Origin of the sequence: Streptomyces sp. NPDC005263, from assembly GCF_042872365.1 — a bacterium.
GTDB lineage: Bacteria > Actinomycetota > Actinomycetes > Streptomycetales > Streptomycetaceae > Streptomyces.
Map to the genome: position 1 here is coordinate 960,356 of NZ_JBIAKJ010000003.1, position 14,032 is coordinate 974,387.

General features: G+C 68.3%; 14 protein-coding genes. 11 read left to right on the plus strand and 3 right to left on the minus strand.

Annotation, left to right across the window (positions count from 1 at the left end; translation table 11 throughout):
- Positions 1 to 10 precede the first annotated feature (10 nt).
- The 11 genes from ACFYRY_RS18080 (at position 11) to ACFYRY_RS18130 (ending at position 9,973) form a co-directional block, all read left to right on the plus strand.
- Positions 11 to 1,339: an MraY family glycosyltransferase gene (locus tag ACFYRY_RS18080; protein ID WP_389145919.1), complete on the plus strand. Its 1,329-nt coding sequence runs from the start codon at positions 11 to 13 to the stop codon at positions 1,337 to 1,339.
- 288 nt (positions 1,340 to 1,627) lie between these two features.
- Positions 1,628 to 2,041 (plus strand): hypothetical protein, encoded by a 414-nt coding sequence (locus ACFYRY_RS18085; RefSeq protein ID WP_389145922.1) that lies wholly within the window; start codon positions 1,628 to 1,630, stop codon positions 2,039 to 2,041.
- A 225-nt stretch (positions 2,042 to 2,266) separates the two neighbouring features.
- Positions 2,267 to 3,088, plus strand: a complete 822-nt coding sequence (gene atpB / locus ACFYRY_RS18090; RefSeq protein WP_389145925.1) for a F0F1 ATP synthase subunit A — start codon at positions 2,267 to 2,269, stop codon at positions 3,086 to 3,088.
- A 70-nt stretch (positions 3,089 to 3,158) separates the two neighbouring features.
- Complete coding sequence (atpE, locus tag ACFYRY_RS18095; RefSeq protein WP_187826499.1) at positions 3,159 to 3,389, plus strand: ATP synthase F0 subunit C; 231 nt, start codon at positions 3,159 to 3,161, stop codon at positions 3,387 to 3,389.
- 39 nt (positions 3,390 to 3,428) lie between these two features.
- Positions 3,429 to 3,974 carry a F0F1 ATP synthase subunit B gene (locus tag ACFYRY_RS18100; protein ID WP_389145928.1) on the plus strand — a complete coding sequence of 182 codons (546 nt, stop codon included), beginning with the start codon at positions 3,429 to 3,431 and terminating at the stop codon, positions 3,972 to 3,974.
- Positions 3,971 to 4,786: a F0F1 ATP synthase subunit delta gene (locus ACFYRY_RS18105; RefSeq protein ID WP_389145931.1), complete on the plus strand. Its 816-nt coding sequence runs from the start codon at positions 3,971 to 3,973 to the stop codon at positions 4,784 to 4,786. Before ACFYRY_RS18100 ends, ACFYRY_RS18105 begins: the two co-directional genes overlap by 4 nt.
- Positions 4,787 to 4,910: 124 nt before the next feature.
- Positions 4,911 to 6,500, plus strand: a complete 1,590-nt coding sequence (gene atpA / locus ACFYRY_RS18110; RefSeq protein ID WP_389145934.1) for a F0F1 ATP synthase subunit alpha — start codon at positions 4,911 to 4,913, stop codon at positions 6,498 to 6,500.
- Positions 6,501 to 6,521: 21 nt separating this feature from the next.
- Complete coding sequence (locus ACFYRY_RS18115; protein WP_389145937.1) at positions 6,522 to 7,439, plus strand: F0F1 ATP synthase subunit gamma; 918 nt, start codon at positions 6,522 to 6,524, stop codon at positions 7,437 to 7,439.
- Complete coding sequence (atpD, locus tag ACFYRY_RS18120) at positions 7,439 to 8,875, plus strand: F0F1 ATP synthase subunit beta (protein ID WP_389145940.1); 1,437 nt, start codon at positions 7,439 to 7,441, stop codon at positions 8,873 to 8,875. Before ACFYRY_RS18115 ends, atpD begins: the two co-directional genes overlap by 1 nt.
- A gap of 131 nt (positions 8,876 to 9,006) precedes the next feature.
- Complete coding sequence (locus ACFYRY_RS18125) at positions 9,007 to 9,381, plus strand: F0F1 ATP synthase subunit epsilon (protein ID WP_356763820.1); 375 nt, start codon at positions 9,007 to 9,009, stop codon at positions 9,379 to 9,381.
- 145 nt (positions 9,382 to 9,526) lie between these two features.
- Positions 9,527 to 9,973: a DUF2550 domain-containing protein gene (locus tag ACFYRY_RS18130; RefSeq protein ID WP_389145944.1), complete on the plus strand. Its 447-nt coding sequence runs from the start codon at positions 9,527 to 9,529 to the stop codon at positions 9,971 to 9,973.
- A gap of 38 nt (positions 9,974 to 10,011) precedes the next feature.
- On the opposite strand, the gene ACFYRY_RS18135 is transcribed toward ACFYRY_RS18130, so the two are convergent.
- The 3 genes from ACFYRY_RS18135 to ACFYRY_RS18145 form a co-directional block, all read right to left on the minus strand.
- Positions 10,012 to 11,838, minus strand: a complete 1,827-nt coding sequence (locus ACFYRY_RS18135) for a glycosyl hydrolase family 18 protein (protein ID WP_389145946.1) — start codon at positions 11,836 to 11,838, stop codon at positions 10,012 to 10,014.
- 115 nt (positions 11,839 to 11,953) lie between these two features.
- On the minus strand, positions 11,954 to 12,595 hold the full coding sequence (locus ACFYRY_RS18140; RefSeq protein WP_389145949.1) for a response regulator: 642 nt from the start codon (positions 12,593 to 12,595) through the stop codon (positions 11,954 to 11,956).
- Between the two features lie 84 nt (positions 12,596 to 12,679).
- Positions 12,680 to 13,888, minus strand: a complete 1,209-nt coding sequence (locus ACFYRY_RS18145; RefSeq protein ID WP_389145952.1) for a sensor histidine kinase — start codon at positions 13,886 to 13,888, stop codon at positions 12,680 to 12,682.
- Between the last annotated feature and the right edge of the window lie 144 nt (positions 13,889 to 14,032).

Below are 14,032 nucleotides of genomic sequence, written 5' to 3' on the forward strand. Positions count from 1 at the left end.
GGGGAAGCCCGTGCGTGAATACCTGCTGACGCTCTGCGTGACGGCCGCGGTGACGTATCTGCTGACAGGGCCGGTACGGAAGTTCGCGATCGTTGCCGGAGCGATGCCGGAGATCCGGGCACGTGACGTGCACCGGGAGCCAACTCCGCGGCTCGGCGGGATCGCCATGTTCTTCGGTCTGTGCGCGGGGCTGCTGGTCGCCGACCACCTCGCCAACCTCAACGAGGTCTTCGCGGAGTCGAACGAGCCGCGTGCGCTGCTCTCCGGGGCGGCGGTGGTCTGGCTGGTCGGCGTCCTGGATGACAAGTTCGAGATCGACGCGCTGATCAAGCTGGGCGGCCAGGCGATCGCCGCAGGCGTGATGGTCATGCAGGGTCTGACGATCCTGTGGCTGCCGATCCCCAGCGTCGGCACAGTCGCGCTCACGCAGTGGCAGGGCACTCTGCTGACGGTCGCGCTGGTCGTCATCACCATCAACGCGGTCAACTTCGTGGACGGTCTCGACGGCCTCGCCGCCGGAATGGTGTGCATCGCGTCGGCCGCGTTCTTCATGTACGCCTACCGCATCTGGTACTCGTACGGCATCGAGGCGGCCGCCCCGGCCACGCTGTTCGCGGCGGTCCTGATGGGCATGTGCGTGGGCTTCCTGCCGCACAACATGCACCCGGCGCGAATCTTCATGGGCGACTCGGGCTCGATGCTCATCGGCTTGGTGCTGGCCGCCGGCGCGATCTCCATCACGGGGCAGGTCGACCCGGACAACCTGTTCAGCGGGTCGGAGCGCAGTGCGGTACACCAAATGGTGCCGATCTACATCCCGCTGGTGATGCCGCTCACGATCATCGCGATCCCGGCCGCCGACCTGGTGCTGGCCATCGTGCGCCGCACCTGGCGCGGCCAGTCGCCGTTCGCGGCGGACCGCGGGCACCTGCACCACCGCCTGCTGGAGGTCGGCCACTCGCACAGCCGCGCGGTACTGATCATGTACTTCTGGTCGGCGCTGATCGCCTTCGGCACGCTCGCCTACTCGGTCAACTCGGCGTCCATGTGGATCGTCCTGGGTGTGGTCATCCTCAGCGCGATCGGGCTCCTCCTCCTGCTGCTGCCCCGCTTCACCCCGCGCGCCCCGCGCTGGGCCGAGCACCTCCTGCCGCCGCGCTACCGCCGTCGGCGGCAGGCCGTCGAGGACCTGGTGCCCGCGGCACCGCTGGAGGACGAGAAGGGCCGTACCTCCGTGGTCACGGGTGTGGCGGGTGTCAACGGGGCGACCGCCCTCGGCGCTCGTTCACACGTCCTGGACGGGCGAAGGCAGGCCCCTCGTGCTGACGTCACAAGGTAAGAATCTGACTAGAGCATTGCCAACTCGTGGGGAAGCAAAGCCGCCCAATACCAGACAAGACACCCCGGTTCTTGCACAGACGCGCACTGTCACTCTCATGTGTGACAGCGAGCACACCCACTTGGTAAAGACCGCATCAAATAGTTTGTGATACGGTTCACGAGAACCCGGATAGAGCCAAAGGACCGCAGTGCGACGGTTCATTGGTGCGAGATCTCGACACTCGGCCCGGGGACTACGCTCGTCCATGACGACACCCTGCCCCCCTGCGAAAGCGGAGTTGCCGCCATGCCGTCCAACGACGTCCGAATCCTCCTCCAGGCCGCTGTACCCACAGCTGCCGTCGGCGCGATTGCCGCCGTCGTCAGTGGTGTGGTCGCCGGTGGCAAGGGAGCGGTCGGAGCCGTCGTCGCGACGCTGGTCGTGATCCTCTTCATGGGGCTGGGCCTTTACATTCTGCAGCGCACTGCCAAATCGCTTCCGCACCTCTTCCAGGCGATGGGTCTCATGCTGTACGCGACCCAGATCCTGCTGCTGTTCGTCTTCCTGGCCGCGTTCAAGCACACCACGCTCTTCCACCCCAGGGCCTTCGCGTTCACGCTGGTCGCCGGCACCCTCGCCTGGATCGCCGCGCAGACCCGTGCGCACATGAAGTCCAAGATTCTCTACGTCGAGCCCGAAAAATCGGGGCACTCGTCGTGAGGGGTAGGGCCGGAATAAAGGCGCACGAGATCTCCTGCTATCGTCCGGTGCCAACTGCGGCATCGCGGGCGCGGGCATCTGAGCTGACGCCTGTTCAATCGCGAGGCGAGATGCCCAAGAGCCGCCCCCACATCCGAAACACCAGTCCCGTGCCGAACCGCGGCTGCATGCCGCGCCGACACAACGAGGTTGCCGTACCTATGCGTCACGCTGAAGGAGCCCGCGGTGAGTGCTGACCCGACGCAGGTGCTCGCCTTCGAGACCGATTGCCACATCTTCGATGGTTGTGGCTTCCCCTCTCCCGGCCTGCACTCGTTCCTGTTCGAGCCCATCTGGGGCGACGGGGACAGCAACGTGTACTTCAACAAGACGATGCTTCTGGCGCTCCTCGGGTCGATCATCATCGTCGGCTTCTTCTGGGCCGCCTTCCGTAAGCCGCAGGTCGTTCCCGGCAAGCTCCAGATGGTGGCCGAGGCGGGCTACGACTTCATCCGGCGCGGGGTCGTCTACGAGACCATCGGGAAGAAGGAAGGCGAGAAGTACGTACCGCTCGTCGTCTCCCTCTTCTTCTTCGTCTGGATGATGAACCTGTGGTCGGTCATCCCGATCGCCCAGTTCCCGGTGACGTCGATCATCTCGTACCCGCTGGTGCTGGCCCTGCTCGTCTACATCCTGTGGGTCTCGCTGACCTTCAAGCGGCACGGCTTCGTCGGCTTCTTCAAGAACGTGACGGGCTACGACAAGTCGCTCGGCCCGGTGCTTCCGCTGGCGATGACGATCGAGTTCTTCTCGAACATCCTGATCCGCCCGTTCACGCACGCCGTGCGACTCTTCGCGAACATGTTCGCGGGCCACACCCTGCTGCTGCTCTTCACGATCGCCAGCTGGTACCTGCTGAACGGCATCGGCATCGCGTACGCGGGTGTCTCGTTCGTGATGACCATCGTGATGACCGCCTTCGAGCTGTTCATCCAGGCCCTGCAGGCGTACGTGTTCGTCCTGCTGACCTGCACCTACATCCAGGGCGCGCTGGCCGAGCATCACTGAGCCACCCGCACCCGACCAAGCCGTCCGGTGGCCAACCCCCACCGGTCCGTAGAGAAAAGGAAGAACTGGCATGTCTACCCTTGCCGCTGTCACCGGCTCGCTCGGCTCCATCGGTTACGGCCTCGCCGCGATCGGCCCCGGCGTCGGCGTCGGCATCATCTTCGGTAACGGCACCCAGGCCCTGGCCCGTCAGCCCGAGGCCGCCGGCCTGATCCGTGCCAACCAGATCCTCGGCTTCGCCTTCTGTGAGGCGCTGGCCCTGATCGGTCTGGTCATGCCCTTCGTCTACGGCTACAACTAAACCGCCCCCGGACCAGCCGACTAGACGAAAGGCATACACATGAGCCAGCTGCTCATCGTGGCGGCCGAGGAGATGGAGAATCCCCTCGTCCCGCCGATCCCCGAGCTCGTCATCGGCCTCATCGCCTTCGTCATCGTCTTCGGCTTCCTCGCCAAGAAGCTCCTCCCGAACATCAACAAGGTTCTGGAAGAGCGCCGCGAGGCCATCGAGGGCGGTATCGAGAAGGCCGAGGCCGCGCAGACCGAGGCCCAGAGCGTGCTTGAGCAGTACAAGGCTCAGCTCGCCGAGGCCCGTCACGAGGCCGCGCGTCTGCGCCAGGAGGCGCAGGAGCAGGGCGCCACGCTCATCGCCGAGATGCGCGCGGAAGGCCAGCGGCAGCGTGAGGAGATCGTCGCCGCCGGTCACGCCCAGATCGAGGCCGACCGCAAGGCCGCCTCGTCGGCGCTGCGCCAGGACGTCGGCAAGCTCGCCACCGACCTGGCCGGCAAGCTCGTCGGCGAGTCCCTCGACGACCACGCCCGGCAGAGCCGCGTCATCGACCGCTTCCTCGGCGAGCTCGAGGAGAAGGCCGAGGCCGCGCGATGAACGGAGCGAGCCGCGACGCCCTGGCAGCCGCACGTGAGCGACTGGACGCGCTGACGGACTCCACGTCCGTGGACGCCGGCTCGCTCGCCGACGAGCTGGCCGCCGTCACCGCGCTGCTCGACCGCGAGGTGTCCCTGCGTCGGGTCCTGACCGACCCGGCACAGGCCGGTGAGGCCAAGGCCGAGCTGGCCCAGCGACTGCTCGGATCCCAGGTCAGCGGCTCGACCGTCGACCTGGTGTCCGGCCTGGTGCGTTCTCGCTGGTCGCAGTCGCGCGACCTGGTGGACGCCCTGGAGGAGCTGGCGAACCTCGCCGACCTCACCGCGGCCCAGAAGGCGGGCACGCTCGACAGTGTCGAGGACGAGCTGTTCCGGTTCGGCCGGATCGTCACCTCGAACACCGAGCTGCGCGCCGCGCTGACCGACCGCAAGGCCACCGTCTCGGCCAAGAGTGAGCTGCTGCGCAGCCTCCTCGGCGGCAGGGCGGCCCCGACCACCGAGCGTCTGGTGACGCGCCTTGTCGCCGCGCCGCGGGGACGTAGCCTGGAAGCGGGACTCGAGTCCCTGTCCAAGCTGGCCGCCGATCGCCGGGACCGCATGGTGGCAGTCGTCACCTCGGCGGTTCCGCTGAGCGCCCCGCAGAAGCGGCGCCTGGGTGCCGCCCTCGCGAAGCTCTACGGCCGCACGATGCACCTCAACCTGGACGTGGACCCCGAGGTCCTCGGCGGAATCAGGGTGCAGGTCGGCGACGAGGTCATCAACGGTTCCATCGCGGACCGCATCGAGGACGCCGGCCGCCGACTGGCGAGCTGACCGCAACTTCATAGCAGTACGTACGTGATGACGGCCCATGTTGGGCCGTGCAGAAGAATCCTGGGGGTCGCCCCCAGACCCCAAAGTGAAACTTCGGGCCCAACAAGGAGAGCAGGGAACCCAGATGGCGGAGCTCACGATCCGGCCGGAGGAGATCCGGGACGCGCTGGAGAACTTCGTCCAGTCGTACAAGCCGGACGCGGCCTCGCGCGAAGAGGTCGGTACGGTCACGCTTGCCGGCGACGGCATCGCGAAGGTGGAGGGTCTCCCCTCGGCCATGGCCAACGAACTGCTGAAGTTCGAGGACGGCACCCTCGGCCTCGCGCTCAACCTGGAAGAGCGCGAGATCGGTTGCGTCGTCCTCGGTGAGTTCAACGGCATCGAGGAAGGCCAGCCGGTCACCCGTACCGGTGAGGTGCTCTCCGTGGCTGTCGGCGAGGGCTACCTCGGCCGCGTCGTCGACCCGCTCGGCAACCCGATCGACGGCCTCGGCGAGATCGAGACGTCCGGCCGCCGTGCCCTGGAGCTGCAGGCTCCCGGCGTCATGGCCCGTAAGTCGGTGCACGAGCCGATGGAGACCGGCTACAAGGCCGTCGACGCCATGACCCCGGTCGGCCGCGGTCAGCGTCAGCTGATCATCGGTGACCGCCAGACCGGCAAGACCGCCCTGGCCGTCGACACGATCATCAACCAGCGCGACAACTGGCGTTCCGGCGACCCGAAGAAGCAGGTCCGCTGCGTCTACGTCGCCATCGGCCAGAAGGGCTCGACCATCGCCTCCGTGCGTGGCGCCCTCGAAGAGGCCGGCGCGCTGGAGTACACGACCATCGTCGCCGCCCCGGCGTCCGACCCGGCCGGCTTCAAGTACCTGGCGCCGTACACCGGTTCGGCCATCGGTCAGCAGTGGATGTACGAGGGCAAGCACGTCCTCATCATCTTCGACGACCTCTCCAAGCAGGCCGACGCCTACCGCGCCGTGTCGCTGCTGCTGCGCCGTCCGCCGGGCCGCGAGGCCTACCCGGGCGACGTCTTCTACCTGCACTCCCGTCTGCTGGAGCGCTGCGCGAAGCTCTCCGACGACCTGGGCGCCGGGTCGATGACCGGTCTGCCGATCGTCGAGACCAAGGCGAACGACGTGTCGGCGTTCATCCCGACCAACGTCATCTCCATCACCGACGGCCAGTGCTTCCTGGAGTCGGACCTGTTCAACGCCGGTCAGCGCCCCGCGCTGAACGTCGGTATCTCCGTCTCCCGAGTCGGTGGTTCCGCGCAGCACAAGGCGATGAAGCAGGTCTCCGGCCGCCTTCGCCTCGACCTCGCCCAGTACCGTGAGCTGGAGGCGTTCGCCGCCTTCGGTTCCGACCTGGACGCCGCGTCGAAGTCGCAGCTGGAGCGCGGTCAGCGCCTGGTCGAGCTGCTCAAGCAGCCTCAGTACCAGCCGATGCCGACCGAGGACCAGGTCGTCTCCGTGTGGGCCGGTACCACCGGCAAGATGGACGACGTTCCGGTCTCCGACGTCCGGCGCTTCGAGAAGGAGCTCCTGGAGTTCCTGCACCGCAAGGAGCAGGGCCTCATGACCTCCATCAAGGAGGGCGGCAAGATGTCGGACGACACCCTCACCGCCATCGCGGACGCCATCGCCGAGTTCAAGAAGCAGTTCGAGACCTCGGACGGCAAGCTCCTCGGCGAGGACGCCCCGGCCGCGGCCAAGTGACGTAAGGAAGGGACCTGACTCATGGGAGCCCAGCTCCGGGTCTACAAGCGTCGCATCCGATCCGTCACCGCGACCAAGAAGATCACCAAGGCGATGGAGATGATCGCCGCCTCGCGCGTCGTCAAGGCGCAGCGCAAGGTGACGGCCTCCGCGCCGTACGCGACCGAACTCACCCGCGCGGTCACGGCGGTCGGTACCGGGTCGAACACGAAGCACCCGCTGACCACGCAGGCCGAGACGGTCGTGCGGTCCGCGGTCCTGCTCCTGACCAGCGACCGCGGTCTGGCCGGCGCCTTCAACTCCAACGCCATCAAGGCGGCGGAGCAGCTGACCGAGCGCCTGGAGCGTGAGGGCAAGCAGGTCGACACGTACATCGTCGGCCGTCGTGGCCTCGCCCACTACAACTTCCGCGAGCGCAAGGTCGCGGAGTCGTGGTCCGGGTTCACCGACGAGCCGACGTACGCGGACGCCAAGAAGGTCGCGGCCCCGCTGATCGAGGCCATCGAGACGGACACGGCGGACGGCGGGGTGGACGAGATCCACATCGTGTTCACCGAGTTCGTGTCGATGATGACGCAGACGGCGCTCGACGACCGGTTGCTGCCGCTCAGCCTCGACGAGGTGGCTCAGGAGTCGACGACGAAGGACGAGATCCTTCCGCTGTTCGACTTCGAGCCGTCGGCGGAGGACGTCCTCGACGCCCTGCTGCCGCGCTATGTGGAGAGCCGGATCTACAACGCGCTGCTCCAGTCGGCCGCCTCCAAGCACGCCGCGACGCGGCGCGCGATGAAGTCGGCGACCGACAACGCCGGAGAGCTCATCGAGACCCTCTCCCGCCTTGCCAACGCGGCCCGCCAGGCCGAAATCACCCAGGAAATCAGCGAGATCGTCGGTGGCTCCGCAGCCTTGGCCGACGCGAACGCGGGGAGTGACAGGTAATGACGACGACAGTTGAGACGGCCGTTGCCACGGGCCGCGTCGCCCGGGTCATCGGCCCGGTCGTCGACGTGGAGTTCCCCGTCGACGCCATGCCGGAGATCTACAACGCCCTTCACGTCGAGATCGCCGACCCGGCCGAGGCCGGCAAGAAGAAGACGCTGACCCTGGAGGTCGCCCAGCACCTGGGTGACGGCCTGGTCCGCACGATCTCGATGCAGCCCACCGACGGTCTGGTCCGCCAGGCCGCCGTCACCGACACCGGCACGGGCATCACCGTCCCGGTCGGCGACTTCACCAAGGGCAAGGTGTTCAACACCCTCGGTGAGGTGCTGAACGTCGACGAGACCTACGACGGTGAGCGCTGGTCCATCCACCGCAAGGCCCCGAACTTCGACGAGCTCGAGTCGAAGACCGAGATGTTCGAGACCGGCGTCAAGGTCATCGACCTGCTGACCCCGTACGTCAAGGGCGGCAAGATCGGTCTGTTCGGTGGTGCCGGCGTCGGCAAGACGGTGCTCATCCAGGAGATGATCTACCGCGTCGCCAACAACCACGACGGTGTCTCCGTGTTCGCCGGTGTCGGCGAGCGCACCCGTGAGGGCAACGACCTCATCGAGGAGATGGCGGAGTCGGGCGTCATCGACAAGACCGCCCTGGTCTTCGGCCAGATGGACGAGCCCCCGGGCACCCGTCTGCGCGTGGCTCTGGCCGGTCTGACCATGGCGGAGTACTTCCGCGATGTGCAGAAGCAGGACGTGCTGTTCTTCATCGACAACATCTTCCGCTTCACGCAGGCCGGCTCCGAGGTCTCCACCCTGCTCGGCCGGATGCCCTCCGCGGTGGGCTACCAGCCGAACCTGGCCGACGAGATGGGTCTCCTCCAGGAGCGCATCACCTCGACCCGTGGTCACTCGATCACCTCGATGCAGGCGATCTACGTCCCCGCGGACGACCTGACCGACCCGGCCCCGGCCACCACCTTCGCCCACCTCGACGCGACGACGGTTCTGTCCCGTCCGATCTCCGAGAAGGGCATCTACCCGGCCGTGGACCCGCTGGACTCCACGTCCCGCATCCTGGACCCCCGCTACATCGCGGCGGACCACTACAACACCGCGATGCGCGTCAAGACGGTCCTGCAGAAGTACAAGGACCTCCAGGACATCATCGCGATCCTCGGTATCGACGAGCTCGGCGAGGAGGACAAGCTCACCGTCCACCGTGCCCGTCGCGTGGAGCGCTTCCTGTCCCAGAACACCCACGTCGCCAAGCAGTTCACCGGCGTCGACGGGTCGGACGTCCCGCTGGACGAGTCGATCACCGCGTTCAACGCGATCATCGACGGCGAGTACGACCACTTCCCGGAGCAGGCGTTCTTCCTGTGCGGTGGCATTGAGGACCTCAAGGCCAACGCCAAGGAGCTGGGCGTCTCCTGAACGCCGGGTTCAGTAAATCTGAGCTCTGAGCTCGTGTGAGGGGGCGGGCGCGTCCCGCCCCCTCTTTCACGCCCACTAGACTTGTAACCAACACCCGGCACAACCGCCGGGTGGTGACCCGAGGAGCCACCTTGGCTGCTGAGCTGCACGTCGCGCTGGTCGCGGCCGACCGAGAGGTCTGGTCCGGCGAGGCCACCCTGGTCGTCGCGCGCACCACGTCCGGCGACATCGGCGTCATGCCCGGTCACCAGCCGCTGCTCGGTGTGCTGGAGTCGGGCCCGGTGACCATCCGTACGAGTGACGGTGGAACGGTCGTCGCCGCTGTGCACGGCGGTTTCGTCTCGTTCGCCGACAACAAGCTGTCGCTGCTGGCCGAGATCGCCGAGCTGTCGGACGAGATCGACGTCCAGCGCGTCGAGCGTGAGCTGGAACGCGCGAAGGCGGAGGGTGACGCGTCCGCCGAGCGTCGCGCCGACGTACGACTGCGCGCGGCGACAGCACGCTGACCCGCCACGTCACGCGATGACGTCACTCAGCCGCGGCTGGAACCGGAGCGATCCGGTACCGGTCGCGGCTGAGGCGAATGTGGGTGTTTTTTCCATTCCGTTACCGAGAAATCCGTAACCGAGGAGACGAGGAGGGTCGGTGTCGATGGTCCTCGCTCTGACTGTGTGCGGATTGGTCGTGGCCCTGGTGGTCGTGGGGCTGTTCGTCTTCGGCCTGCGCCGCAGGCTCATCCAGCGTTCCGGCGGCACCTTCGACTGCAGTCTGCGCTGGGACGTACCGGAGAAGTCCGACACCAGCGGCAAGGGCTGGAGCTACGGCGTCGCCCGCTACAACGGCGACCGTGTCGAGTGGTACCGCGTCTTCTCCTACGCCTACCGCCCCCGCCGAGTCCTGGAGCGCGCCGCCATCGAGGTGGCCGGCCGCCGTCTGCCCGAGGGCGAGGAGGAGCTGGCGCTGCTCTCCGACGCCATCATCCTCACCTGTCTGCACCGCGGCACGCGTCTCGAACTCGCGATGAGTGAGGACGCGTTGACCGGTTTCCTCGCCTGGCTGGAGGCGGCCCCGCCCGGACAGCGAGTGAACGTCGCGTAACCACGTCCGCGCGCTGTCCGGGGGAGGCCGACGCCTCCTTACGACAGCCCGTTGTTGATGGCGCTCACCAGTTCGCCACCCGCGGTGTCCCCGCTGAACTCCCAGAAGAAGGCGCCGCCCAGACCCTGGTTCTTGGCCCAGGTCATCTTCCCGGCGATCGTCGAGGGAGTGTCGTACGACCACCAGTTGTTGCCGCAGTACGCGTAGGCCGTGCCCGCGATGGTGCCGGTGGCCGGGCAGGACGTCTTGAGCACCTTGTAGTCCTCGATGCCCGCCTCGTACGTGCCGGGTGCCGCGCCGGTCGCCGTGCCGCCCGGGGCGGACTGGGTGACGCCGGTCCAGCCGCGGCCGTAGAACCCGATGCCGAGCAGCAGCTTGGCGGATGGGACACCCTTCGACTTCAGCTTCGCGATCGCGTCGGCGGAGTTGAAGCCGGCGGTCGGGATGCCGGAGTACGAGGTCAGCGGCGAGTGCGGGGCGGTCGGACCGTCCGCGTCGAAGGCGCCGAAGTAGTCGTAGGTCATCACGTTGTACCAGTCGACGTGCTTCGAGGCGCCACCGTAGTCGGCCGCGTCGAGCTTGCCGCCCGAGGAGCCGTCGGCGGTGATCGCCGCGGTGACCAGGTAGCTGGAGCCGAACTCCGAACGCAGCGCCCCCATCAGGTTCTTGAAGGCCGCCACTCCGCTGGTGTCACAGGTCAGACCGCAGGCGTTCGGGTACTCCCAGTCGATGTCGATGCCGTCGAAGACGTCGGCCCAGCGCGGGTCCTCCACGACGGACTTGCAGGACGCGGCGAAGGCGGCGGGGTTGGCCGCGGCCTGGGCGAAGCCGCCGGAGTAGGTCCAGCCGCCGAACGAGTACAGCACCTTGATGTGCGGGTACTTGGCCTTCAGCTGGCGCAGCTGGTTGAAGTTGCCGCGCAGCGGCTGGTCCCAGGTGTCGGCGGTGCCGCTGACGGACTGGTCGGCGGTGTACGCCTTGTCGTAGGCGGCGTAGGTGTCGTCGACGACGCACTTGCCGTTCTTGACGTTGCCGAAGGCGTAGTTGATGTGCGTGATCTTGGACGCCGAGCCCGAGGTCACCAGGTTCTTGACGTGGTAGTTGCGGCCGTAGACGCCCCACTCGGTGAAGTAGCCGAGCTTGACCTTGGCACCGCTCGGCGGCGGGTCCGTGGGACCGCCGGTGGTGCGCACCGCGACCGCCGCGCTGGCCGGACCGGTCTGGTCGGCGGTGTCGCGGGCCTGGACGGTGTAGGAGTAGTCGGTGCCGGCGGTCAGACCGGTGTCGGTGTACGAGGTGGTCGTCACGGTGGCGACCTTCGCACCGTCGCGCAGCACGTCGTAGTTCTTGACGCCTTTGTCGTCGGTGGCCGCGCTCCAGGCCAGCTTCACCGAGGTGTTGGTGACGTTGGACGCGGTCGGCTTGCCGGGGGCGGAGGGGGCCGCGTCACCGGGGACCGTGCCGCCGTCGCAACTGCCGCCGTTGAGCTTGCAGTTGGCGGGGGAGCCGGATCCGGTGCCGTTGAAGCCGAAGGAGACGGACGCGCCGGGGGCGAGGGAGCCGTTCCAGGACTTGTTCCTGGCGGTCCAGTGGGTGCCGGAGGAGGTGACGTCGGCGTCCCAGGCGGAGGTGACGGATGTGCCGGAGGGGAAGTCCCACTCGACGGTCCAGGAGCTGAGGGCGGTGGTGCCGGTGTTCTTCACCGTCCACTTGCCCTCGAAGCCGGAGCCCCAGTCCTGGGTCTTGGCGTACGTGGCGGTCGCGCCCCCGCTCTCGGCCTCCGCGGAGCTCGCGAGGCCGACCAGGCCGGCGAAGGGGAGCAGCAGGGTCGCCAGACCTGCCGCGGCTCTGTGTCTGAAGCGCATGCGGCGCCTCCTCGGGGATTGGGGGCGTGGCTGAGCCTTCACGCCCACGGTTCCGCGAGAATAGAAAGGTCTGGACCACGGGTCAATAGGTCTGGACCAGTTCTGTTACGAGGTGTCAGATCCCCAACTCCTGTGCCAGTACGGCCGCTTGGACCCGGCTGCGCAGCTCGAGCTTCCCCAGCAGACGGCTGACGTGTGTCTTCACGGTCGCCTCGGCCATGGTGAGACGGGTCGCGATGTCCGCGTTGGACAGCCCCTCGCCCAGACAGGAGAGCACCTCGCGTTCACGACGGGTGAGGCCCCGAAGGACGGCGGGGTCGGCGCCCGGCTGCCGTACCGGCTTCGCCGCGAACTCGGCGATCAGACGCCGGGTGACGGCCGGGGCGATCAGGCCCTCCCCGCGGCCCACCGCGCGCACCGCCTCCAGCAGGTCCTTCGCCTCCGTGTTCTTCAGCAGGAACCCGGCCGCACCGGCGCGCAGCGCTCCGAAGACGTACTCGTCGAGGTCGAAGGTGGTCAGGACGAGCACGTCGGCCAGTCCCTCGGCGACGACCTGCCGGGTCGCCGACACCCCGTCGAGGCGAGGCATCTGAATGTCCATCAGCACCAGGTCGGGCCGCAGCTCCCGGGCCAGCGCCACCGCCTGCTCGCCGTCCGCCGCCTCGCCCACCACCTCGATGTCGGGGGCGCTGCGCAGGATGAGGACGAGTCCGGCGCGGACGGCGGACTGGTCCTCGGCGACGAGGACACGGATCATGCGGATTCACCTTTCACGCGGGACCCCGGGCGACTCGTCCGGGGCCTTGGTCGGCGCTGGCGCGCGGGGTCTGTCGTGACGGTTTCACGCGGGGCCTCCGTCCTTGAGGGGCAGGGTGGCGCGTACGGCCCAGATCCTGCCGCCCGCCGAGTCCTCCGGCCCGGCCTCGAAGGTGCCGTGCAGCAGCGCGGCCCGCTCCCGCATGCCGACGAGTCCGGCGCCCGAGCCGGGCGCGCTCGGCCCGTCCCGGTCACCGCACGGGCTGGTCACCTCGACCGTGAGCGAGCCGTTCGGCTGATCCAGGCTCACCGTGACGCGGCCGGGGGAGGCGTGCTTGAGGGCGTTGGTGAGGGACTCCTGCACGATGCGGTAGGCGGCGAGTTCGACCGGGGCGGGGACCTGGCCGTGCGTGAGGTCGGGGAGGGTGACGAGGGTGACGTCGAGGCCGTTGCCGCGGGCGCCGGCGACGAGCGCGACGAGTGAGTCGAGCGTCGGGGTCGCGGCCGGCTCGCCGTCGCCGTCGCGCAGGATCCCGATCAGGCGCCGCATCTCGGCGAGGCCCTCGACGCTGTTCTCCCGGATGACCGCGAGCGCCTCCCGGGAGGTCTTCGTGTCGTCCAGGGAGAGCGCGGCCGTGGAGTGGATGGCGATCGCGGAGAGGTGGTTGGCGACCATGTCGTGCAACTCCCGGGCCATCCGGGCCCGTTCGGCGACCACCGCCTGGGTGCGGTCCATCTCGGCGAGCAGGGCCGTCTGCTCGGCACGCAGTTGGGCGGCTTCGGCGACATCGCGGTGGTTGCGGACGATCAGCCCGGTGGACGCGGGCGCGAACGACACGATGCCGACGCCAACCCCGATCAGCAGGGTCTCGGGCGCCCGCCACAACGCGAACGGCACCAGCGCCCCGGCCACCGAGAGCAGCCCGGTGATCCAGGGGATGCGGCGGGCCGACGCGGGCGTGCCGTACAGGACGGCCGCGTACATCAGGTCGGTGTACATCAGGACCGTGAGCAGGTTCCCCTGGGTGACGAGGTCCAGGACCACCGCGGCCGTGCCGACCAGCAGGGCCGTACGGGGGGCGGCCCGGCGTAGCACCTCGCAGCCCGCTGTGACGGCGAGCGGCAGCAGGATCACCCAGCGCCCGTCGAGGAGCACGATCGGTTGGTCGGCCGGCCGGGTGCTAAGGCCGATGCCCCACAGGAGCAGCCCGCCGAGCAGCCCGGACACCGCGGCGTACACGTCGAAGCGGTGCGGGCGGGGCGCACGGCGCGGGCGGGGTGCTGCGGGGGTCATGCCTCAATCCAACACGGCCCGCGCGGCGCACGCCTGCTGCCCGCGGACGGTCCCGCACTGCATCTTTCGATGTACCGGAGGTTCGTCACCGGCGACGACGACCCGGTCCGTCCGCGGCGGCAGCCTGGGGAAGGAGACCGAGAG

Coding starts and splice junctions, on each gene's coding strand:
- ACFYRY_RS18085 (WP_389145922.1), top strand. CDS start 1,628: ATGCCGTCCAACGACGTCCGAATCCTCCTCCAGGCCGCTGTACCCACA.
- atpE (WP_187826499.1), top strand. CDS start 3,159: ATGTCTACCCTTGCCGCTGTCACCGGCTCGCTCGGCTCCATCGGTTAC.
- ACFYRY_RS18100 (WP_389145928.1), top strand. CDS start 3,429: ATGAGCCAGCTGCTCATCGTGGCGGCCGAGGAGATGGAGAATCCCCTC.
- ACFYRY_RS18105 (WP_389145931.1), top strand. CDS start 3,971: ATGAACGGAGCGAGCCGCGACGCCCTGGCAGCCGCACGTGAGCGACTG.
- atpA (WP_389145934.1), top strand. CDS start 4,911: ATGGCGGAGCTCACGATCCGGCCGGAGGAGATCCGGGACGCGCTGGAG.
- ACFYRY_RS18115 (WP_389145937.1), top strand. CDS start 6,522: ATGGGAGCCCAGCTCCGGGTCTACAAGCGTCGCATCCGATCCGTCACC.
- atpD (WP_389145940.1), top strand. CDS start 7,439: ATGACGACGACAGTTGAGACGGCCGTTGCCACGGGCCGCGTCGCCCGG.
- ACFYRY_RS18130 (WP_389145944.1), top strand. CDS start 9,527: ATGGTCCTCGCTCTGACTGTGTGCGGATTGGTCGTGGCCCTGGTGGTC.
- ACFYRY_RS18135 (WP_389145946.1), bottom strand. CDS start 11,838: ATGCGCTTCAGACACAGAGCCGCGGCAGGTCTGGCGACCCTGCTGCTC.
- ACFYRY_RS18140 (WP_389145949.1), bottom strand. CDS start 12,595: ATGATCCGTGTCCTCGTCGCCGAGGACCAGTCCGCCGTCCGCGCCGGA.
- ACFYRY_RS18145 (WP_389145952.1), bottom strand. CDS start 13,888: ATGACCCCCGCAGCACCCCGCCCGCGCCGTGCGCCCCGCCCGCACCGC.